This window comes from Photorhabdus tasmaniensis (assembly GCF_011189505.1).
Taxonomy (GTDB): domain Bacteria; phylum Pseudomonadota; class Gammaproteobacteria; order Enterobacterales; family Enterobacteriaceae; genus Photorhabdus; species Photorhabdus tasmaniensis.
In genome coordinates, this window is the sequence record NZ_PUJU01000039.1 from 21,574 (window position 1) to 44,416 (window position 22,843).

Genomic DNA, 22,843 nt, shown 5'->3' on the forward strand with positions numbered 1-22,843 from the left:
TCTGTTTGACGGCGTTTAAAGGAATATGATGGGAATTCTCTGGAATCTGGCGGCTTTTATTATTGCGCTGGGTATATTGATCACTGTGCATGAGTTCGGTCATTTTTGGGTGGCCAGAAAGTGTGGTATTCATGTTGAACGTTTCTCCATTGGTTTTGGTAAAGCGCTATGGCGGCGTACGGATCGTCAGGGAACTGAATATGTCATAGCCCTTATTCCATTAGGGGGCTATGTGAAAATGCTTGATGAGCGTGTTTCACCTGTTGCTCCTGAACACCGCCATATGGCATTCAATAATAAAACGATTGGTCAGCGTGCTGCGGTTGTCAGTGCGGGGCCAATTGCTAACTTTTTACTGGCGGTTGTGGTTTATTGGTTGGTGTTTATTATTGGTGTGCCAGCAATACGCCCTGTCGTTGCAGATATCAAACCAGATTCTATTGCGGCACAAGCAAATATTTCATCAGGAATGGAACTAAAATCTGTAGATGGTACCGAAACGCCTGACTGGAATTCAGTTCGTTTTGCTCTGATAGGTAAGATAGGTGATGAGAACATGACTGTTCAGGTCATACCTCCAGGTTCATCGCATCCGGTAGAGAAAATTCTGGATTTGCGGCAATGGCGCTTTGATCCTGATAAACAGGATCCCGTGTTGTCATTAGGGATTATGCCTGTCAGACCTCGTTTGGATTCTCTGCTGGAGAATGTGACTCCTGGTACCGCAGCGGAAAAGGCCGGTTTACAAAAGGGGGATAGGATAGTTAAAGTCAATGGTCAGGAAATAGACGCATGGCATACTTTTACATCCTTTGTCAGTAATAATCCGAATGTCCTGCTGGAACTTTCAGTGGATAGGGCTGGTCATATTATTTCTCTTTCTATGACACCGGAAGTAAAACAGCAAGCAAGGGGTAAGGAAGTTGGCTTTGCCGGTGTGGAACTGCGGGTTATTCCATTAGCAGACGAATATAAAATGGTTCAGCAATACGGGCCTTTCTCTGCCATTTATCAGGCAGGAGACAAGACCTGGCAGCTGATGCGGCTAACTGTCAATATGATGGGTAAGCTAATCGTTGGTGATGTGAAAGTTAACAACTTGAGTGGGCCTATCTCTATTGCCAAAGGGGCTGGGGTGTCGGCTGATTCAGGCTTGGTGTATTATTTGATGTTTTTGGCGCTAATAAGTGTCAATCTTGGGATCATTAACTTGGTTCCATTACCTGTGTTAGATGGTGGACACTTGCTCTTCCTGATTATCGAAAAGATAAAAGGTGGGCCAGTTTCCGAGCGTGTACAAGACTTCAGCTATCGCATCGGTGCTATGGTACTGGTGTTATTAATGGGGCTTGCACTTTTCAATGATTTCTCCCGCTTCTAAAGCGGAAGACTGGTTAGGAAGACGCATTACAACGATGGCGATGAAAAAGTTACTCATAGCGTCGCTGCTGTTTGGCAGCGCCACTGCGTACGGTGCAGACGGGTTCGTAGTTCGGGATATTCACTTTGAAGGTCTTCAACGCGTTGCCGTAGGTGCAGCATTACTGAACATGCCAGTTCGCGTAGGTGATACGGTCAGCGATGAAGATATCGGTCGTACCATTCATGCACTATTTGCTACTGGTAACTTTGAAGACGTTCGTGTCCTGCGTGATGGCAATACACTTATTGTTCAGGTAAAAGAACGGCCGACTATTGCCAGCATTACTTTCTCTGGAAATAAATCGGTGAAAGATGACATGCTGAAACAGAACCTTGAGGCATCTCGTGTTCGGGTCGGTGAAGCTCTTGACCGCACTACGCTGTCTAATACTGAAAAAGGGCTGGAGGATTTCTACTACAGTGTGGGTAAATACAACGCCAGCGTAAAAGCGGTTGTTACGCCACTTCCACGCAATCGTGTCGATTTAAAACTGGTTTTCGCTGAAGGTGTTTCGGCAAAAATTCAGCAGATTAACATCGTAGGTAACAAATCATTTTCTTCTGATGAGTTATTGAATCGTTTCCAACTCAGAGATGATGTGCCGTGGTGGAATCTGACTGCTGATCAGAAATATCAGAAACAAAAACTGGCGGGTGACCTTGAAGTGTTGCGCAGTTTTTATCTTGATCGTGGTTATGCCCGTTTTAATATTGATTCGACTCAGGTCAGTTTGACGCCGGATAAAAAAGGTATTTATGTCACGTTGAATATTACTGAGGGGGATCAATATAAAATATCTGGTATTGATCTGAACGGTAATATGGTGGGTTATCAGTCAGAAATCACTAAACTGGCTACCATTGAGCCTGGTTCCCTGTATAACGGAACTCAGGTGACTAAAATGGAAAGTGAAATCAAAAATTTGCTTGGCCGTTATGGTTATGCTTACCCACGGGTGATGACTCAACCTGAAATCAATGATCAGGACAAAACAGTAAAACTGCATGTCAACATTGATGCAGGTAACCGTTTCTATGTTCGTAAAATCCGTTTCTCTGGTAATGACACCAGTAAAGACTCCGTTTTGCGTCGTGAAATGCGCCAGATGGAAGGCGCATGGCTGGGGAGTGATCTGGTTGAATTGGGTAAAGAACGCCTTAACCGCTTGGGTTATTTCGAAACTGTCGATGTTGAAACTCAGCGTATACCCGGCAGCTCTGATCAGGTAGATATTGTTTATAGAGTTAAAGAACGTAATACCGGTTCTCTTAACTTTGGCGTTGGTTTCGGTACTGAAAGTGGCGTTAGTTTCCAGATTGGTGCTCAGCAGGATAACTGGTTGGGAACAGGTAACTCTGTTGGGGTTAATGCCAGTAAGAATGATTACTCAACCTATGCAGAAGTCTCTTTCACTGATCCTTATTTTACGGTTAATGGGGTGAGTCTTGGTGGTCGGGTATTCTACAACGATTTCAGAGCTGATGATGCTGATTTGTCTGGTTATACCAACCAAAGCTATGGTACAGAGGGTTTCCTTGGTTTCCCGATTAATGAAAATAACTCCTTGCGTTTTGGGTTGGGTTATATTCATAACTCTCTGTCCGAGATGCTCCCCCAGGCAGCAATGTGGCGCTATCTGAGGTCTATGGGTGAGAATCCAAGTCTTGAAAGTAAAGCGGATTTCAAAGCAGATGACTTTTCTCTGACTGCGGGCTGGACATACAATAATCTTGACCGTGGTTTCTTCCCAACATCGGGTGTGAAATCGACTCTGAATGGTAAAGTGACCATCCCTGGTTCGGATAACGAATTCTATAAAGTGACTTTTGATACGTCTGCGTACTATCCAATTAATGATGCGCGTACTTGGGTGATTTTGGGGCGCGGTCGTTTAGGCTATGGTGATGGGATAGGTGGTAAAGAGTTACCATTCTATGAGAACTTCTATGCCGGTGGTGCCAGTACCGTTCGTGGTTTCCGTTCCAACAATATCGGTCCTAAGGCTATTTACCTAAATAAGGACGGGAGTCCTAAGGAAAATAGCCCATCCCGTGATGCTGTGGGGGGGAACGCAATGGCAGTTGCCAGCCTTGAGTTGATCACACCAACGCCATTCCTTGATGGTAAATACTCGAATTCTGTCCGAACTTCATTCTTTATTGATTCAGGCACGGTTTGGGATACTGACTGGAATAATTCTGTTGTAATGAAAGACAAAGGTATACCTGATTACAGTAAACCAGGTAATATCCGCGTTTCGGCGGGTATTGCATTGCAATGGATATCGCCTTTGGGGCCGCTGGTATTCTCTTATGCTAAACCGATCAAAGACTACGAAGGTGATAGATCAGAACAATTCCAATTTAATATTGGCAAAACCTGGTGATAATGCGTTTTTATCTTATTATTGATAAGACAGATTATTGATAAAGCAAGCTTTGAAATCATTGGTTTCAGGGCATTAACGAAGTTTTCCAACATGTTACAGATAGCGTGGTTTAAGGAGTTTATAGTGAAGAAATTGTTGTGTGCAGCAAGCCTCGGTATTGCATTAGCTTTCTCTGCTGGTGCTCAGGCAGCAGACAAAATTGCCGTTGTAAATGTCGGTGAGATTTTCCAGCAGTTGCCTGCCCGTGAAGCTGTTGCGAAACAGTTGGAAAATGAGTTCAAAAGCCGCGCATCTGAACTGCAAAGAATGGAAGCTGATTTGCAGACCAAAATTCAGAAATTACAGCGTGATGGCTCTACTATGAAATCCAGCGAGCGCGCTAATCTGGAAAAAGACGTTATGGCTAAACGTGAAGAGTTCGGCAAAAAAGCCCAGGCTTTTGAGCAAGATAATCGTCGTCGCCAAATGGAAGAACGTAACAAAATTCTGAGCCGTATTCAGGATGCAATCAAAGTAGTTGCAGGTAAAGAAGGTTATGACGTTGTGGTTGATGCGAATGCTGTTGCTTATTCAGTCTCTGGCAAAGACATTACTGCAAGTGTATTGAAACAGGTTAAATAATAGATGTCTTCAATTCGATTGGCTGATTTAGCTCAACAGTTGAATGCGCAATTACATGGTGATGGCGATGTAGTCATCACCAGTATTGCACCAATGCATTCGGCCAATAACGAACAGATCACTTTTTTGTCTGACGGCCGTTACCGTGAACGTTTAGGTGAATGTCAGGCTGCCGCTGTTGTTCTCCGCGAGTCAGATCTTCCTTATTGTAATGTTCCGGCATTGGTTGTTGACAATCCTTATCTGGCTTATGCCTATATGGCTCAGATTATGGACACAACACCGGTTCCGGCACAGGATATTCACCCTTCTGCGGTGATTGCACCTCAGGCAACACTGGGTAAAAATGTTTCCGTTGGCGCTAATGCTGTTATCGAGTCCGGCGTTGCTCTTGGTGACAATGTTGTGATCGGTGCTGGTTGCTTTATTGGCAAAAACACACATATTGGTGCGGGAAGTCGCTTTTGGGCAAATGTTTCTGTTTATCATAATGTTGAAATCGGTGAGCAGTGTTTGATTCAGTCAGGGGCTGTTATCGGATCTGATGGCTTTGGCTATGCGAATGATCGCGGTAATTGGGTTAAAATTCCGCAATTAGGTTCAGTCATTATTGGTGACCGGGTTGAGATTGGTGCCTGTACAACTATCGATCGGGGTGCTCTGGACAATACCATTATCGGTAATGGCGTCATTATCGATAACCAGTGTCAGATTGCTCATAATGTTATCATTGGTGATAACACAGCAGTTGCTGGTGGTGTGATCATGGCCGGTAGTCTGAAAATTGGTCGTTATTGTATGATTGGTGGTGCCAGTGTCATTAATGGACATATGGAAATCTGTGATAAGGTAACAGTCACGGGGATGAGTATGGTGATGCGCCCAATCACCGAACCTGGTGTATACTCCTCTGGCATTCCGTCACAACCAAATAAAGTTTGGCGTAAGACAGCAGCTTTAGTCATGAATATCAATGAAATGAATAAACGTCTTAAGTCACTGGAGAGTAAGCTGGAAGGCAAAAACGAGTAATTGCACTATATTTTTGGTTGTGTCTTATTTTTTCGGCCTGCCTGGGGACTCTGGATTTGGGGTTTAAGCGGGCCGTGTCGTTAATACAATTAGTCCTTTTTAGACAGGAAGAGTATTTAGATGAGTGATAATCATACTCTGCACATTGAAGAAATTTTAGATCTGCTTCCGCATCGTTATCCGTTTTTATTGGTGGATCGCGTTCTTGATTTTGAGGAAGGTAAATTCCTACGTGCAGTTAAAAATGTATCTTTTAACGAACCCTTCTTTCAGGGGCATTTTCCAGGCAAACCTATCTTCCCTGGTGTTCTGATCCTTGAAGCTATGGCTCAGGCCACTGGAATTCTGGCATTTAAGAGTATGGGTAAACTGGAGCCAAATGAACTCTATTATTTTGCCGCTATCGATGGTGCCCGTTTTAAACGTCCGGTAGTGCCTGGGGACCAAATGATTTTAGAAGTTGAATTTATTAAAGAGCGTCGAGGGGTTGCTCGTTGTAGAGGCGTAGCAAAAGTCGATGGAGAAGTGGTTTGCGAAGCAGAAATGATGTGCGCTCGCCGTCGTGAGGTCTAGTTTATGATTGATGAAACCGCTTATATACATCCTAGCGCTATTGTAGAAGATGGCGCGGTTATTGGTGCTAATGTTCGTATTGGCCCATTTTGTTGCATTGGTTCTCAGGTTGAAATTGGCGAAGGTACAGAGCTGAAATCTCATGTTGTTGTCAATGGAATAACTAAAATTGGCCGTGATAATCAGATTTTTCAGTTTGCCTCGATTGGGGAAATGAATCAGGACCTGAAATATCATGGTGAACCAACCAGAGTTGAAATTGGTGATCGTAACCGTATCCGCGAAAGTGTGACCATTCATCGTGGAACTGAGCAAGGTGGTGGTTTAACGAAAATCGGCAATGATAATTTGTTGATGATTAATGCTCATATCGCTCATGACTGTATTATCGGTGATCGTTGTGTCATTGCTAATAATGGTACTTTGGGGGGGCATGTTACTCTGGGGGATTATGTCATCATCGGTGGTATGAGCGCGATTCATCAGTTTTGTCAGATTGGCTCTCATGCTATGGTCGGTGGTTGTTCTGGTGTGGTACAGGATATCCCTCCATATATTATTGCGCAGGGTAATCATGCAACACCTTTTGGCATTAATGTTGAAGGTTTGAAACGTCGTGGCTTTGATAAGGATTCATTACATTTAATCAGAAATGCATACAAACTATTGTATCGTAATGGAAAAACTTTAGAAGAAGCACAGCAGGAAATCGCTAAGTTGGCTGAAGACAATCAGCATGTAAAAATCTTTAGCGATTTTCTGGCAAATTCTACCCGTGGCATTATCCGTTAAGTAGATGAAGGATATTCCTTTGGCTACCATTTCTTCTATTGATAGTCTGCGCCCACTGACGATTGGATTAGTCGCCGGAGAAACCTCCGGTGATATCCTTGGCGCAGGTTTAATTCGTGCATTAAAAGCCAAAATACCCAATGCCCGTTTTGTTGGTGTTGCGGGTCCTCTTATGCAGGCTGAAGGTTGTGAAGCTTGGTATGAGATGGAAGAGCTGGCTGTAATGGGGGTTGTCGAAGTTCTTGAGCGTCTTCCTCGTTTGCTGAAAATTCGTAAGGATCTGACAACCCGTTTCACAGAACTGAAACCTGATGTGTTTGTGGGCATTGATGCACCGGATTTCAATATCACATTGGAAGGCCGGTTAAAACAGCAGGGCATCCGTACTATTCATTATGTCAGTCCGTCGGTATGGGCCTGGCGTCAAAAACGTGTTTTCAAAATTGGTAAAGCCACAGATATGGTTCTGGCCTTCTTACCTTTTGAAAAAGCGTTTTACGATAAGTTTAATGTCTCTTGCCGGTTTATTGGGCATACAATGGCGGACGCCATGCCGTTACAGCCGGATAAAGCAATAGCTCGTGAGTTATTAGGTATCCCGCAAGAGGCCGTTTGCCTGGCTTTGTTACCCGGGAGTCGCCATGCTGAAGTTGAGATGCTGGGTGCTGATTTTCTTAAAACTGCTCAGTTATTGCGGCAACAGATGCCGGATTTACATGTGTTGGTGCCATTAGTGAATGCTAAACGGCGTGAACAATTTGAACGAATCAAACAGGAAACGACGCCAGATCTGAATGTCCACCTTCTGGATGGTAAAGCGCGTGAAATTATGATCGCAAGTGATGCCGCACTTTTGGCATCTGGCACGGCTGCTCTGGAATGTATGCTGGCAAAATGCCCGATGGTAGTGGGTTACCGCATGAAACCCTTTACTTTCTGGTTGGCAAAACGTCTTGTCAAAACACCTTATGTTTCATTGCCGAACTTGCTCTCCGGTCAAGAACTGGTGAAAGAATTATTGCAGGAAAAGTGCCAGCCGCAGAAACTTGCAGATGAATTGTTGTCATTACTGCAAGGTAGTGAAAAAGTTGAAGCATTGAAACAGACATTTTTACATCTGCACGAAAGCATCCGCTGTAATGCTGATGAACAAGCTGCACAGGCTGTACTGGAATTGGCAGGAAAATGATGGAATTTATATATCCTCAGGCAAATCTGATTGCCGGAGTTGATGAAGTTGGCCGAGGCCCATTAGTAGGCGCAGTGGTAACCGCAGCGGTTATTTTAGATCCATCGAGGCCGATCGCCGGGCTGGCTGATTCTAAAAAACTCAGTGAGAAACGCCGTGAAGCATTGTATCTGGAGATTACTGAAAAAGCGTTGTGTTGGAGCCTGGGGCGTGCGGAACCAGAAGAAATTGATCAACTGAATATCTTGCACGCAACTATGCTTGCAATGCAAAGGGCTGTGGCTGGCTTGTCTATTTCACCTGAATATGTGCTGATTGATGGTAATCGTTGCCCTAAATTGTCAATGCCTGCACAGGCGGTGATAAAAGGCGATGGGCTGGTTGCTGAAATCAGTGCGGCTTCTATCGTGGCGAAAGTCACTAGAGATCGGGAAATGGCTGAACTTGACCAATTATTTCCTGAATATGGATTTGCTAAACATAAAGGCTACCCAACGGCATTTCATTTAGAAAAGCTGGCTCTGTTGGGAACGACAAAATATCACCGTAAAAGTTTTGCGCCGGTTAAAAGAGCAATTGACCTTAAGTAAACTTGTTGACTGAATACAGCTATTCTTCAAATCAATATCATCTGGACAAACACATGGCCGAACCCCGTTTTGTACACTTACGTGTCCACAGCGACTATTCAATGATTGATGGCTTAGCCAAAACCAGCCCTTTAGTGAAAAAGGTTGCTCAATTAGGTATGCCAGCTTTTGCGATCACTGATTTTACTAACCTGTGTGGGCTGGTGAGATTTTACGGCAGTGCTCATGGGGCGGGAATAAAACCGATTATTGGTGCTGATTTCTATATGGAAAGCGAGTTGCTCGGTGATGAGTACGCTAACCTGACCATTCTTGCACGCAATAATACTGGCTATCATAACCTGACGTTACTGATATCAGAGGCTTATCAGAAGGGGTATGGTGCTGTTGGCCCGACAATTAAGCAGGAATGGCTGATAAACCATAAAGAAGGGTTGATCCTGCTCTCCGGTGGGCGTATGGGAGATGTTGGCAAATTCCTGTTACGTGGTAATCAGGTCATGGTGGACCAATGCCTTGAGTTTTATCAGGAGCATTTCCCCGATGGTTATTATCTCGAGTTAATTCGTACTGGCCGAGCAGATGAAGAAAGTTATCTTCATGCAGCGGTTACCCTGGCGACAGAAAAGAACTTGCCGGTTGTTGCGACTAATGATGTGTGTTTCATCGACAGTGAAGATTTCGATGCTCATGAGATCCGCGTGGCGATTCATGATGGTTATACATTAGCTGATCCAAAACGCCCGAAAAATTACAGTCCTCAGCAATATCTGCGTAGTGAACAGGAGATGTGTGAACTATTCGCTGATATTCCCGAAGCGCTGGAAAACAGTGTAGAAATTGCTAAACGTTGTAATGTCACTATCCGCCTTGGTGAGTATTTCCTGCCGCAATTCCCGACGGGAGAAATGAGTACCGAAGATTATCTGGTCGATAAATCTAAACAAGGGCTAGAAGAGCGTTTGGTATTTCTTTACCCAGATCCTGAAGTACGGGCAGAAAAGCGTCCTGAATATGATGAGCGACTTGATGTTGAACTTCGGGTTATCAACCAGATGGGATTTCCCGGCTACTTCCTGATCGTGATGGAATTTATTCAGTGGTCGAAAGACAATGGTGTTCCTGTTGGTCCAGGGCGTGGATCTGGTGCCGGTTCTTTGGTGGCTTATGCTCTGAAAATAACTGATCTCGATCCTTTGGCGTTCGACCTGCTGTTTGAACGGTTCCTTAACCCTGAACGTGTTTCCATGCCCGATTTTGACGTCGATTTCTGTATGGAAAAACGTGATCTGGTGATTGATCATGTGGCTGATATATATGGTCGTGATGCCGTATCTCAGATCATCACATTCGGTACGATGGCAGCGAAAGCTGTCATCCGGGATGTTGGCCGCGTGCTGGGGCATCCATACGGGTTTGTTGACAGAATTTCCAAATTAATACCGCTTGATCCCGGAATGACACTGGAAAAGGCATTTATCGCAGAGCCGCAACTTCCTGAAATCTATGAGGCGGATGAAGAAGTTAAAGCGCTGATAGACATGGCGCGTAAACTGGAAGGGGTTACCCGTAACGCAGGGAAACACGCTGGGGGGGTCGTTATTGCCCCAACTAAGATCACGGATTTCGCGCCTCTCTACTGTGACCCGGAAGGTTTGAACCCGGTTACTCAGTTTGATAAAAACGATGTGGAATATGCTGGGTTGGTGAAATTCGACTTCCTCGGACTGAGGACGTTGACTATCATCAATTGGGCGTTGGAAATGATCAACGCACGCAGAGCGAAGAAAGATCTGGACCCTATTGATATCGCAGCGATTCCGCTGAGCGACTCCAAGAGCTTCGATGTGCTGCAACGCGCTGAAACAACAGCGGTATTCCAGCTCGAATCCCGTGGTATGAAGGATCTTATCAAACGCCTGCGTCCCGACTGTTTCGAAGATATGATTGCGCTTGTGGCACTATTTCGCCCAGGCCCTTTGCAATCAGGCATGGTGGACAACTTCATTGACCGCAAGCATGGTCGGGAAGAGATCTCATATCCAGATGTACAATGGCAGCACGAATCTTTACAGCCTGTTTTGGAGCCAACCTACGGCATCATCCTTTATCAGGAACAAGTAATGCAGATTGCTCAGGTGCTGGCGGGATATACTCTCGGTGGTGCAGATATGCTCCGACGGGCAATGGGCAAGAAAAAGCTGGAAGAGATGGCGGAGCAGCGTTCCGTATTTGAGGATGGGGCCAAAAAACTCGGCATTGATGGCGAGCTATCAATGAAAATCTTTGACCTGGTAGAGAAATTTGCGGGTTATGGATTTAACAAATCTCACTCTGCCGCGTATGCATTGGTCTCTTATCAGACTTTATGGTTGAAAGTACATTATCCGGCTGAATTTATGGCTGCGGTAATGACTGCTGATATGGATAATACAGAAAAAGTCGTTGGGTTGATTGATGAATGTTGGCGCATGGGGCTGAAAATCTTACCACCTGATATTAATAGCGGCCTGTACCATTTCCATGTTAATGATGACGGGGAGATCGTATATGGTATTGGAGCAATTAAAGGGGTAGGTGAGGGGCCGATTGAAGCGATCATCGAAGCTCGTCAGAAAGGCGGTTATTTTAGAGAACTGTTTGATTTATGTGCCCGTGTTGACACTAAGAAATTAAATCGTCGAGTGATGGAAAAGCTGATCATGTCAGGGGCTTTTGACCGTCTGGGGCCGCACCGTGCGGCACTGATGTCCTCTCTGGAAGATGCCCTGAAAGCAGCAGATCAACATGCTAAAGCAGAAGCCATTGGTCAGACTGATATGTTTGGTGTATTAGCTGACGCGCCGGAAGAAGTTGAGCGTTCTTATGCCAATATTTCTCAATGGCCGGAACAAGTTGTTCTTGATGGTGAACGGGAAACTTTGGGGCTCTATTTAACTGGGCATCCTATCACTCGGTATTTAAAAGAAATTGAGCGCTATACTAATGGATTACGGTTAAAAGATGTGAATCCAACACCGCGTGGTCAAGTAACGACTGTAGTAGGTTTAGTGCTGGCGTCCAAAGTGATTATAACCAAACGGGGTAACCGGATTGGTATTTGTACATTGGACGACCGTTCAGGACGTCTAGAAGTCATGCTATTTTCCGATGCCCTGGAGAAATACCGGCATTTGTTGGAACAGGACCGGATATTGATAGCTACCGGGCAGGTCAGCTTTGATGACTTCAACGGTGGTCTTAAAATGACAGCCCGTGAATTAATGGATATTAGTGAAGCGCGTGAAAAATATGTGCGTGGGCTTGCTATCTCGCTGTTAGACAGGCAAATTGATGATCAATTGTTGAACCGTCTTCGTGGTGCCTTGGAACCACATCGTTCTGGAACGATACCGGTTCATCTTTATTACCAGAGGGAAGACGCCCGCGCCCGTTTAAGGTTTGGCGCGACGTGGAGGGTAACGCCAACGGATAACCTTCTGACAGATTTGCGAACTCTGCTGGGTAATGAGCAGGTAGAATTAGAATTTGACTAAAATAGGAATGTTATGAGTCTGAATTTTCTTGAATTTGAACAGCCGATTGCCGAGCTGGAAGCGAAAATTGATTCGCTAACCGCAGTTAGCCGTCAAGATGAAAAATTAGATATAAATCTGGATGAAGAAGTACAACGTTTGCGGGAAAAAAGTCTGGAATTGACGCGCAAAATCTTCTCAGATTTAGGTGCTTGGCAAATTGCTCAACTTGCCCGTCATCCACGCCGTCCTTATACATTGGACTATATTCAGCATATTTTTACTGATTTTGAAGAGCTGGCGGGTGATCGCGCTTACGCTAATGACAAAGCAATGGTTGGTGGTCTGGCTCGTATTGATGGGCGTCCAGTGATGATTATTGGTCATCAAAAAGGCCGTGAAACCAAAGAAAAAATCCGCCGTAATTTCGGTATGCCAGCGCCGGAAGGCTATCGTAAGGCTCTGCGTCTGATGGAAATGGCGGAGCGTTTTAAACTGCCAATTATCACTTTCATTGATACTCCTGGCGCATATCCTGGCGTTGGTGCAGAAGAGCGTGGTCAATCTGAGGCTATTGCCCGCAATTTGCGTGAAATGTCCCGTTTGTCTGTGCCTGTTATTTGTACCGTGATTGGTGAAGGTGGTTCCGGTGGTGCGCTGGCAATTGGTGTTGGTGATAAAGTGAATATGCTGCAATACAGTACTTATTCTGTTATCTCTCCGGAAGGCTGTGCCTCAATTTTATGGAAAAGTGCGGAAAAAGCGCCTTTGGCGGCAGAAGCAATGGGGATCACCGCACCTCGTTTGAAAGAGCTGGAATTAATCGACACTGTGATCTCAGAGCCATTAGGTGGTGCGCATCGTAATTATGAAGCAATATCAGCATCACTAAAAGCTCAGTTATTGGCTGATCTGGCAGCTCTTGATCATTTTTCACCTGAGGAATTGGTGAGCCGTCGTTATCAGCGTCTGATGCAATATGGTTATTGTTGAGATCTGAACGAACTGTTTGAATAAGGGATGGGGAGTGGCTGGAATTGATAAATTTAAGCCACTCCCGTCCTTTACTGTTTCTGTTTTTTTTGCCATTTCATATTCTTAATAAAAGTAGCGGAGAATATTATCTGAGGGGCAGTGGTTCTTGGCCTAATAATGCAGATGATAATAAATTCATATTGTTACAAATTAAGGAGTTCTTAAGTCTGTAATGACAAAAATTGATGAACGATTATTTTTCACTTTAGCTAAACAGCTTGGTGAACATAAGAAAATTCTGGTTGGATTCAGTGGTGGACTGGATTCTTCAGTTTTGCTGCATTTGTTGGTCAATTGGCGTAATCAGCGCAATCAGAGAGTTCAACTGAGAGCAATGCATATTCACCACGGTTTAAATCCAAAAGCAGATCAGTGGGTTGAACATTGCCAACAGATTTGTGATGACTGGCAAGTGGAATTTTGTTTTGAAAGAGTAACGATAGATGCCCGTGAAAAGGGCATTGAAGCTGCTGCCCGTGATGCCCGATATCAGATGTTCAGGCATGAATTACAAAAAGACGAAATTCTGGTAACCGCTCAACATCTTGATGATCAGGCGGAAACTTTTTTACTGGCATTAAAGCGTGGTAGCGGTCCGGCTGGCCTTGCTGCTATGCCTCCAGTCGCCGTATTTGCGGATACATTATTGTTTCGCCCACTGCTTGGTCATAGCCGGTGTGAATTGGAGATATATGCTAGCGAACATCGTCTGAATTGGATTGAAGACGACAGCAATCAGGATGATCGTTATGACAGGAATTTTCTGCGCTTACATGTTATGCCGTTACTGAATCAACGCTGGCCACATTTCCCACAATCTGTTGCTCGTAGTGCAAGTTTATGTGGTGAGCAGGAGCAGCTTCTGGATGAGTTGTTGAATGAATCTCTGAAAGGGCTAATAACTCAGGATGGCGCTTTAGGTATTTCACCTTTGGAAGTGTGTTCAGAGGCTAAACGAAATGCATTGTTACGCCGTTGGTTTGGTTACCATGACATGAAAATGCCCTCACGGGAGCAGCTTCACAGGCTTTGGTATGAGGTGGCTCTTGCTCGCACTGATGCTGAACCCCAGCTACAATTTGGTCAGTATAATGTACGGCGTTATAAGCAAAAACTTTGGTTGGTTCCTCAATTGCAATCTTTGAGAGACACTATTCTTGAGTGGGATATTTGCAATACGTTGGTATTACCGGATAGCCTGGGAGAACTGAATATTTCTGATTGCGGTATTCAAGTAAGGGCACCCGCTGATAATGAGCGGGTGACTATCCGCTTTGGTGTTCAGGGAATGATGAGTATTGTGGGTCGACAACACTCCCGGCACAGTAAAAAATTGTGGCAGGAGCTTGGGGTTGCACCGTGGCTTAGAGAGCGAATTCCATTGCTTTATTACAACGAACAACTTATAGCTGCATTAGGTATTTTTATCACCAAAGAAAGCGAAGCGGCAAAAGGGCAGAGGACATTAACAATTGATTGGAATAAAACGTTGTTAAAATAAAGAGTTAAGCCGCCAGAGGCGGCCGTTTTTTGTCAGGATTCGGAATGTTCAACAATAACAGTACCAATTTCAGGGTGACTGAAACTGGCGATATGATCCAACCTTAGTTCTTGAGGGTTATTTGCTGTTTCGATTATCAGGTATTCAACTTTCTTTCTCAAAATCAAATCACAGGCTTTCCCTTCAATAACGTCACCACCTCGTAATTTTATGTGTAGATAGAGCTGATGTTGGCAAGCCAACTCAAGGTTGTCATAGTCGTCACAGTTAATTGGTTGATATTCAGTATTTATAGACATATTTGCTCACCACTATGGTTAGTGGCGGTTATTGCCGCCTGTGGTTGTTAAAAATTGTAATTCAAAAGCACTATTAATGACTATAGCACAGGAAATCAATCGTGATTAATGAATAACTTTGGTTATTCATTCTGAACAATAAGTAAATAAAAGTCTTATTTCACAGCAAGTTCCTGACAAAAGTATTAAAATCGGCTCAGATTATTTTACTATTATTGGGTAACATCCTTAAAAAGGACGGTATTTACGCTATTAAGCTGTAATAATTGCTATGTTCTTTGTGTTACTGATTAAGGTGAGTCACAGGGCTTACTATACTGTTTGGAGATAAGTGTGAATAAAAAACTTTTAACCGCATTAGTTGCTGTGGGTATATCTGCTTTGGTGGGATGTAAAGGCAACTTGGCACAGCAAACGAATTCACAGCCAGTGGATCAGACTTTTCATGGTGTTCTCCCTTGTGCTGATTGTTCTGGTATTGATACCACACTGTTACTGGATGATGATGGTACTTATATTCTGGAACAAACTTATCTTGGTACTCGTGATGGTGATCAGTCATTCTTTGAATCCGGCCTGTGGGCGAAAGATGGAAAAAAAATCCGTCTGGCAAAATCAGATGACCAGAAATATTACTATCTGCCGAAAGATGGAAACTTGGTAATGCTGGATATGGAAGGCAACACAATTGAATCATCATTCAGCTATGAGCTGAAACGGGTAAAACCGAAAAAACTAATGGGTGAATACAGTTACATGGCTGATGCCGCTTCATTTACTGATTGTAGTACAGGTAAGCATTATGATGTGCCGGAAAGTTTGGATTTGGAGCGAGGCTACCACCAAGTTGGCGTAGAAGGTGGAACACCGGTTTATGTTGAAGTTGAAGGCTATTATAGCGTGAGTCCTTCAATGGAGGATGGGCAATTTAATTCTGCCTTGATTCAGACAGGTAAAATTCATTTCGATAAATCGAAATCTTGTAATTTGAAGAAATAATTCTATTTTCAATATGAATGGTGATAATGAGCCAGAAGAGTAAGATGAGTTTACTTCCGCGTCTTTACTATCTGACCATTATCACTATACTGCTCAATAAGTTATTGCGATAACCTTAATTAACAACCAAGTTGTTGCTTTAGATAATCAGCAACATCGTTTAGTTTTAGTATCTGTTTTTCATCACTGCGACGATATTTATATTCCACTTCTCCATTATCGAGATTACGGTCACCGATAACGATAGTGTGTGGTACGCCAATAAGCTCCATATCAGCAAACATCACGCCTGGGCGTTCTTTACGATCATCGAAAATAACATCAATGCCGTTGGTGCGCAGATCGGTATACAGTTTCTCTGTAACTTCTTTAACACGATATGACTTGTGCATATTCATTGGCAGAATAGCGACCTGGAATGGTGCAATTGCATCAGGCCAGATGATACCGCGGTCATCGTGATTTTGTTCAATCGCTGCGGCGACAATACGGGTAACACCAATACCATAACAACCCATAGTGACGATCTGATTGTGGCCGTCTTCGCCTTGAACGGTTGCTTTCATTGCATCAGAATACTTGGTGCCAAGTTGGAAGATATGACCAACTTCAATGCCACGTTTGATGAGTAATGTCCCTTTACCATCCGGGCTGGCATCACCTTCAACAACATTACGGATATCAGCAACTGTTGGTATTGGTAAATCCCGCTCCCAGTTGATTCCGAAATAGTGTTTGTCATCAATATTGGCACCTGCGCCAAAGTCATTCATCACTGCCACACTGCGGTCAATAATAACCGGTATTGGCAGATTGACGGGTCCCAGTGAGCCTGGACCGGCACCGACAATTGCACGAATCTCTTCTTCGGTAGCAAAAGTGAGAGGGCTGGCGACTAAAGATAATTTTTCTGCTTTGATTTCATTAAGTTCATGGTCGCCCCGGACCAGTAAGGCGATCAATTTATGGCCCGTATCTTCTGCTGCATGAACCATCAGAGTCTTAACCGTTTTTTCAATTGGCAGATTGAATTGTTCAACCAGTTCAGCGATTGTTTTTGCATTTGGGGTATCTACCAGATGCATCTCTTCTGTTGGTGTTGCTCGATCATAAGCAGGAGCGATAGCTTCGGCCAATTCAATATTAGCTGCGTAATTGGATTCAGTTGAGAAAACGATATCATCTTCTCCACTGGCAGCCAAAACCTGAAATTCATGGGAAGCACTACCGCCGATAGAACCGGTGTCTGCCAGAACAGCACGGAAATCCAAGCCAATACGGGTAAAGATTTTGCTGTAGGCTTTGTACATGTTGTCGTAAGTTTCTTGTAGTGACTCTTGGGTAGCATGGAAAGAGTAAGCATCTTTCATTAAGAATTCCCGGGAGCGCATTACACCAAAGCGAGGGCGAACTTCGTCCCGGAATTTAGTCTGGATCTGGAATAAAGTCAGCGGTAACTGTTTGTATGAGCTGACGTCATTGCGGATCAGATCAGTAACGACTTCCTCATGAGTTGGACCCAGCACAAAAGGGCGATCCCCCCGGTCAGCAAAACGCAGTAATTCTGGGCCGTACTGTTCCCAGCGACCACTTTCCTGCCATAAATCTGCCGGCTGTACGACGGGCATAGATATTTCAATTGCTCCGGCGTTGTTCATCTCTTCACGAACAATTTTCTCAACTTTTTTTAGTACTCGGACACCTGTAGGCATCCAATTATACAGACCTGAAGCGAGCTTACGGATCATGCCCGCACGAAGCATCAGTTTATGACTGACAACCTCTGCATCGGCAGGAGTCTCTTTTAATGTGGAGAGCAGATATTGGCTAGTGCGCATTGTTAGGGTTCCATTAGAGCAGCAAATTGCTTCTGACTGGCAGAAATTTACCAGCTAATAAAAAAACGAAAATAAGCCTTTAGTCTACCAGCGAGTTTAAGATGTCAAAAGGGCATATACTGATTTTTAAAGGCGTTCAATGGAAAACACTTTAGTCAGTGTGCCACAGATTCTCCATCGCACGTTAAAATTCAGTAAATGAACGGCATATTCTCGATTTTCCTGTTCTCCTCTCCGGTAAGCAGGACGAGGATCTTGAGCCAAGACCTGACTGATAAAACGGCGTAAATCAGGATAAGTGTCTTGAACTGAGATAAGCTGTTGTTCAGCAGCAGGTAAAAATATCACTTCCATATCGGCAGAAGGTGCTTCTTGAGCAAAACCTGCCACAGCATGTGGCTGACATTCAGCGAAAGGCAGATAAGGTTTGATGTCAATAACAGGTGTACCATCAACTAAATCCAGGCTCCCCAATTCTAGCGTAACGCTACCTTTTCTGTATTCAATTCCTTTAAGTTCAATCAGAGACATACCAATGGGATTCGGTCGGAAAGTTGAACGGGTTGCGAATACGCCCATTTTTGCATTGCCACCTAAACGAGGAGGACGCACCATTGGCTTCCAGCCGCCTTCTATTGTTTGGTGAAAAATAAAAATAATCCACAGATGACTAAATTGTTCCAGACCACGAACTGCATCGGGTTGATTATAGGGTGGAAGCAATACCAATTGTCCCCCACCATCTTCAATAAGGCCAGGCTGGCGTGGAACGGCAAATTTTTCTTTATAAGGGGAGTGGATAACCCCTATTTGTGTGAAATGAAAATTGGTCATTGAGTAATAAGCAGGGCTGAACCTTCACATATTGCTACTTGGTAGCATCCTTGACCTGATAACATTTCGCACCGATGTAATAAAACTGCGTTAGCATTCAAATGAGCAGCCTTCGTTATCATTTGGTTACGTGCTATGGTGATATTAGCGGGTGGATCCTGTAAAGAACCACGACATGATTGACCAGAAACAATCCCTAAATCTTTAAATGAAGCACTTAATAGATCCTCACTTTTGGTATACAACTTTACGAATGAAGAAAGATTCTTTTTCTCTTCGGTTGATGCTTGTTTGAGTCTTATATCCGATGACTGGGAAGAGTCAGTCAATGTTGTCTGTTGCATTGAACATCCTGTTATGAATAGAGCTAACAAAGAGATAAACAGCTTACGCATTAATAGATCCTCGAATTTTTACTGTCAGAGTTAAGAGAATAGAATCAGGTTAACAAAAAAATATTGAAAACATGGTGCCATAACAAATCAGGCGGACAATTTGTCCGCCTGATTATTCTAATATCGATGAGTGTAATATGAAAGATTACCAGCCTTTCACCGCACCACCGTTAAAAATTTTATTGGCAGCTTCATCAACTTCATCGGATTGATATGCTTTAACGAATTTCTTAACGTTTTCAGCATCCTTGTTATCTTCACGGCTAACCAGCAGGTTTACATATGGAGAGTCTTTATTTTCGACAAATAAACCGTCTTTCGCTGGAGTCAGGCCAATCTGGCTGGCATATGTCGTATTAATGATTGCCAGAGCAATTTTTTGATCGTCCAATGAACGTGGTAATTGTGGCGCTTCTAGCTCAACCAATTTTAGATTTTTAGGATTTTCAGCAATGTCCAGAGTTGTTGGTAATAAGCCTATGTTATCTTTCAGTTTGATTAAGCCTTGTTTCTGTAACAGTAATAAGGAACGGCCTAAGTTCGTAGGATCATTTGGTAGCGCAATTTGAGAACCATCCTGTAATTCATCCAGGGATTTAATTTTCTTGGAATAACCCGCAATTGGATAAATAAAAGAGTTGCCAACAGTGACCAATTTATAACCACGATCTTTGATTTGTTGATCCATATAAGGTTTGTGTTGGTATGCATTCAGATCAATATCACCTTTACTCAGAGCCTCGTTTGGCAATACAAAATCATTAAAAGTGACCAGCTCTACATCAAGACCATATTTATCTTTAGCTACTTTTTTCGCAATTTCAGCAACTTCTTGTTCTGCACCAACGATAACGCCTACTTTAATGTGGTTTGGATCTTGTTTTTCCTGCCCACAACCAGCCAGAATTAGTGAACCTAAAAGAGCGCTGATAGTTGCGATGGCTCTTAATTTAATAGACATACTTTACCCCTATTGAATTCTGATTTATTAGCACCGATACCGGTGCTGTTTCAAAATAATTTTATTATTTGCGTGTTGTGGCTTTAACTAAACGGTCACCACTTAATTGAATTAAGTACACTAAAATAACCAGTAACACGAGTACAGTGTTCATTACTGTTGCATTATAGCCGATATAACCATATTGGTAGCCAATCTGGCCTAATCCGCCCGCACCTACAGCACCTCCCATTGCGGAATAACCTACTAATGTAATCAGGGTAATTGTAGCCGCATTGAGCAAACCTGGTAACGCTTCAGGTAACAGAATTTTCTTCACAATCTGGAACGGAGTTGCTCCCATTGCGCGAGCTGCTTCAATTAATCCTGATGGAATTTCCAGTAAAGCATTTTCCACCATCCGGGCAATAAATGGTGCAGCGCCTATGGTTAATGGAACAATGGCGGCCTGTAAACCGATAGATGTTCCAACAATCAATCTGGTAAAAGGAATCATCCATACCAATAAAATAATAAATGGGATAGAACGGAAAATATTCACTATCGCTGAAAGAAAACGATAGAGTTTACTGTTTTCCATAATCTGACCAGGGCGGGTGACATATAACAGTACACCTATTGGCAGCCCAATAATAAAGCCAAAGAAACCGGAAACAAAAGTCATTACCAGAGTTTCCCAGACGCCTTTAGCCAGCAATAAAATCATTCCTTCAGACATAACCGAGAACCTCTACTTTCACATGATGGTCTTGTAAAAATTTAATTGTTGATTCAACGCCGCCATTTTCACCGTGTAATTCCGCTAACATCACACCAAATTTTACTCCACCGGCATAGTCGATTTGGGAACTTAATATATTCATATCAATATCAAAACGACGTACTGCCATCGAAATCAGAGGTGCGTCTACAGACTGACCGGTAAACTCCAGTTTCAATAATGGGCTGAGATCTGGGGCTGGGTTGCTTTGCATTTTTTGCACATAATCTTCAGGGATATCCAGATGCAAAGTTGATTGAATAAATGCCTGAGCAATAGGTGTCTTGGGGTGAGAGAACACTTCACTGACAATGTCCTGTTCAATCAATTGCCCACCGCTGATAACTGCAACCTGATCACATATACGTTTGACGACATCCATTTCATGTGTAATTAACAGAATAGTCAAACCCAGACGGCGATTAATATCTTTCAATAATTCCAGAATAGACCGGGTTGTTGCTGGATCCAGAGCGCTGGTTGCTTCATCACATAAAAGGACTTTAGGTGAATTAGCTAAAGCACGGGCAATAGCAACACGTTGTTTCTGTCCGCCAGAGAGATTTGCCGGATAAGCATCGTGTTTATCTGCAAGGCCAACAAGTTCTAATAACTCATCTACCCGTTTTTTTATTTCTGCCTTTGGAACATTATCTAATTCTAAAGGTAAGGCTATGTTGTCAAAAACTGTTCTCGAAGACAGCAAATTAAAGTGTTGGAAAATCATGCCAATGCGGCGACGCGCATGGGTCAGATCACTAGCAGATAGGATAGTCAGATCCTGACCATCAACCAATATTTGCCCGGAAGTTGGACGCTCAAGCATATTCACACAGCGAATTAACGTACTTTTACCTGCACCAGATGAACCGATGACACCGTAAATTTGCCCTTGCGGAACATGCAGACTGATATCTGAAAGTGCATTGATAGAGCGGGCACCCTGATGGAATATTTTATTGATATGAGACAGTTTTATCATTTTTATTCTTATAAAAGTTCGAAAATTGATAGTTTGAACATTTTTGAGAAAACAAACCACTAGTTAAATTGGATGTTAAGGTGTCTAGACGTCTAAGTCAACTGGGAATAAATTAATTGCTGCATTCTCATTCATCGCTAAATCATGCCATACTGGTAACTTCTTACATTGCTTGGAGCAATCAGGTGACACAAGGTATTCCTGCCGTATTTTTAGATCGTGATGGAACAATAAATATCGATCATGGTTATGTACACGAAATAGATGATTTTCAATTTATCGATGGTGTCATTGAAACCATGATTGAATTGAGAAAAATGGGGTATGCACTGGTATTAGTCACAAACCAGTCAGGTATTGCCCGTGGCATTTTCAATGAAGAACAATTCTTGCAACTGACAGAATGGATGGATTGGTCACTGGCAGATCGCGGCGTAGATTTGGATGGCATTTATTATTGTCCCCATCATCCAGATGCGACTGAAGAACAATATAAGAAGAGTTGTGATTGTCGTAAACCACAACCAGGTATGCTGCTGGATGCACAAAAAGAGCTTGGCATTGATATGGCTGCTTCTTATATGGTTGGTGACAAACTGGAAGATATGCAAGCGGCGGTGACGGCGAAAGTTGGTACTAAGGTATTAGTTCGTACAGGTAAACCAATTACAAATGAAGCAGAACAAGCGGCTGATTTGATAATCAATAGCCTTGTAGACTTGCCTAAAGCGATTAAAAACATCAGGAAGTAGGCTTTTTCGTTCTTTATATCATCTTTTTGTTGAAGAAGTACGCTAACGGAAGTTTTTTTTAATTAAACGCTTGCCAGCGCCGAAGAACTCCCTATAATGCGCCACCACTGACCGACACAACGCTGACAAAGCGTGTGAGGCCAGGCAGAGCAAAGTGAATTAAGCGCTTGACTCTGCGGGCGAAAAGCGTAGTATACGCAGCCCGGCTGAACGAGAATATTAATTTTTGTTTCAGTCTGCTCTTTAACAATTAATCAGACAATCTGTGTGGGCACTCACAAGACCGTATCACAAAAAAATACACTAAAGTCTTGAAGAGTGAACAACAGTTAATTCATGACGAAATAACAGTCAGTTTCTTTG

20 protein-coding genes are annotated in these 22,843 nt (G+C 43.3%); 13 read left to right on the forward strand and 7 right to left on the reverse strand.

Annotation, left to right across the window (positions count from 1 at the left end):
• Window positions 1–25: 25 nt before the first annotated feature.
• The 11 genes from rseP (at window position 26) to tilS (ending at window position 14,660) form a co-directional block, all read left to right on the forward strand.
• Complete coding sequence (gene rseP, locus C5471_RS16505; RefSeq protein WP_133813352.1) at window positions 26–1,381, forward strand: sigma E protease regulator RseP; 1,356 nt, start codon at window positions 26–28, stop codon at window positions 1,379–1,381.
• Window positions 1,382–1,415: 34 nt separating this feature from the next.
• Window positions 1,416–3,809, forward strand: coding sequence for an outer membrane protein assembly factor BamA (gene bamA / locus C5471_RS16510; RefSeq protein ID WP_133814225.1), 2,394 nt, complete (start codon window positions 1,416–1,418; stop codon window positions 3,807–3,809).
• Between the two features lie 126 nt (window positions 3,810–3,935).
• Window positions 3,936–4,433 (forward strand): molecular chaperone Skp, encoded by a 498-nt coding sequence (skp, locus tag C5471_RS16515; RefSeq protein WP_021324817.1) that lies wholly within the window; start codon window positions 3,936–3,938, stop codon window positions 4,431–4,433.
• A 3-nt stretch (window positions 4,434–4,436) separates the two neighbouring features.
• Window positions 4,437–5,465 carry a UDP-3-O-(3-hydroxymyristoyl)glucosamine N-acyltransferase gene (gene lpxD, locus C5471_RS16520; protein WP_133813353.1) on the forward strand — a complete coding sequence of 343 codons (1,029 nt, stop codon included), beginning with the start codon at window positions 4,437–4,439 and terminating at the stop codon, window positions 5,463–5,465.
• A gap of 120 nt (window positions 5,466–5,585) precedes the next feature.
• Window positions 5,586–6,038 (forward strand): 3-hydroxyacyl-ACP dehydratase FabZ, encoded by a 453-nt coding sequence (fabZ, locus tag C5471_RS16525; protein WP_133813354.1) that lies wholly within the window; start codon window positions 5,586–5,588, stop codon window positions 6,036–6,038.
• 3 nt (window positions 6,039–6,041) lie between these two features.
• Entirely contained in the window at window positions 6,042–6,830 is a 789-nt protein-coding gene (gene lpxA, locus C5471_RS16530; RefSeq protein WP_133813355.1) for an acyl-ACP--UDP-N-acetylglucosamine O-acyltransferase, read from the forward strand.
• A gap of 4 nt (window positions 6,831–6,834) precedes the next feature.
• A complete protein-coding gene (gene lpxB / locus C5471_RS16535) occupies window positions 6,835–8,019 on the forward strand; it encodes a lipid-A-disaccharide synthase (RefSeq protein WP_133813356.1) in 1,185 nt (394 codons plus the stop codon).
• Window positions 8,019–8,609, forward strand: a complete 591-nt coding sequence (gene rnhB, locus C5471_RS16540) for a ribonuclease HII (protein WP_166296170.1) — start codon at window positions 8,019–8,021, stop codon at window positions 8,607–8,609. Before lpxB ends, rnhB begins: the two co-directional genes overlap by 1 nt.
• A 53-nt stretch (window positions 8,610–8,662) precedes the next feature.
• Window positions 8,663–12,145 (forward strand): DNA polymerase III subunit alpha, encoded by a 3,483-nt coding sequence (dnaE, locus tag C5471_RS16545; RefSeq protein WP_133813358.1) that lies wholly within the window; start codon window positions 8,663–8,665, stop codon window positions 12,143–12,145.
• A 12-nt stretch (window positions 12,146–12,157) separates the two neighbouring features.
• A complete protein-coding gene (accA, locus tag C5471_RS16550) occupies window positions 12,158–13,117 on the forward strand; it encodes an acetyl-CoA carboxylase carboxyl transferase subunit alpha (RefSeq protein WP_133813359.1) in 960 nt (319 codons plus the stop codon).
• A 214-nt stretch (window positions 13,118–13,331) separates the two neighbouring features.
• Entirely contained in the window at window positions 13,332–14,660 is a 1,329-nt protein-coding gene (gene tilS / locus C5471_RS16555; protein WP_133813360.1) for a tRNA lysidine(34) synthetase TilS, read from the forward strand.
• Window positions 14,661–14,692: 32 nt separating this feature from the next.
• Here tilS and rof read toward each other — a convergent pair whose 3' ends face one another.
• Entirely contained in the window at window positions 14,693–14,959 is a 267-nt protein-coding gene (gene rof / locus C5471_RS16560; RefSeq protein ID WP_166296161.1) for a Rho-binding antiterminator, read from the reverse strand.
• A gap of 333 nt (window positions 14,960–15,292) precedes the next feature.
• On the opposite strand from rof, the gene nlpE reads away from it, so the two are divergent.
• Complete coding sequence (gene nlpE, locus C5471_RS16565) at window positions 15,293–15,958, forward strand: envelope stress response activation lipoprotein NlpE (RefSeq protein WP_133813361.1); 666 nt, start codon at window positions 15,293–15,295, stop codon at window positions 15,956–15,958.
• Between the two features lie 119 nt (window positions 15,959–16,077).
• Here the strand turns inward: nlpE and proS are convergent, their stop codons facing one another.
• From proS to metN, 6 genes are all read right to left on the reverse strand, one after another.
• On the reverse strand, window positions 16,078–17,796 hold the full coding sequence (gene proS / locus C5471_RS16570; protein WP_133813362.1) for a proline--tRNA ligase: 1,719 nt from the start codon (window positions 17,794–17,796) through the stop codon (window positions 16,078–16,080).
• Window positions 17,797–17,922: 126 nt separating this feature from the next.
• On the reverse strand, window positions 17,923–18,630 hold the full coding sequence (gene tsaA / locus C5471_RS16575) for a tRNA (N6-threonylcarbamoyladenosine(37)-N6)-methyltransferase TrmO (protein WP_133813363.1): 708 nt from the start codon (window positions 18,628–18,630) through the stop codon (window positions 17,923–17,925).
• On the reverse strand, window positions 18,627–18,974 hold the full coding sequence (gene rcsF, locus C5471_RS16580; RefSeq protein WP_278250170.1) for an Rcs stress response system protein RcsF: 348 nt from the start codon (window positions 18,972–18,974) through the stop codon (window positions 18,627–18,629). The genes tsaA and rcsF overlap by 4 nt, the downstream gene beginning before the upstream one ends.
• Window positions 18,975–19,170: 196 nt before the next feature.
• Window positions 19,171–19,986, reverse strand: a complete 816-nt coding sequence (locus tag C5471_RS16585) for a MetQ/NlpA family lipoprotein (protein ID WP_133813365.1) — start codon at window positions 19,984–19,986, stop codon at window positions 19,171–19,173.
• A 64-nt stretch (window positions 19,987–20,050) separates the two neighbouring features.
• The gene (locus C5471_RS16590) at window positions 20,051–20,704 is read right to left on the reverse strand and encodes a methionine ABC transporter permease MetI (RefSeq protein ID WP_133813366.1); all 654 of its coding nucleotides are present in this window, start codon (window positions 20,702–20,704) and stop codon (window positions 20,051–20,053) included.
• Window positions 20,697–21,728, reverse strand: a complete 1,032-nt coding sequence (gene metN, locus C5471_RS16595) for a methionine ABC transporter ATP-binding protein MetN (RefSeq protein WP_133813367.1) — start codon at window positions 21,726–21,728, stop codon at window positions 20,697–20,699. The genes C5471_RS16590 and metN overlap by 8 nt, the downstream gene beginning before the upstream one ends.
• A gap of 185 nt (window positions 21,729–21,913) precedes the next feature.
• On the opposite strand from metN, the gene gmhB reads away from it, so the two are divergent.
• Window positions 21,914–22,480 (forward strand): D-glycero-beta-D-manno-heptose 1,7-bisphosphate 7-phosphatase, encoded by a 567-nt coding sequence (gene gmhB / locus C5471_RS16600; protein ID WP_133813368.1) that lies wholly within the window; start codon window positions 21,914–21,916, stop codon window positions 22,478–22,480.
• Window positions 22,481–22,843 lie beyond the last annotated feature (363 nt).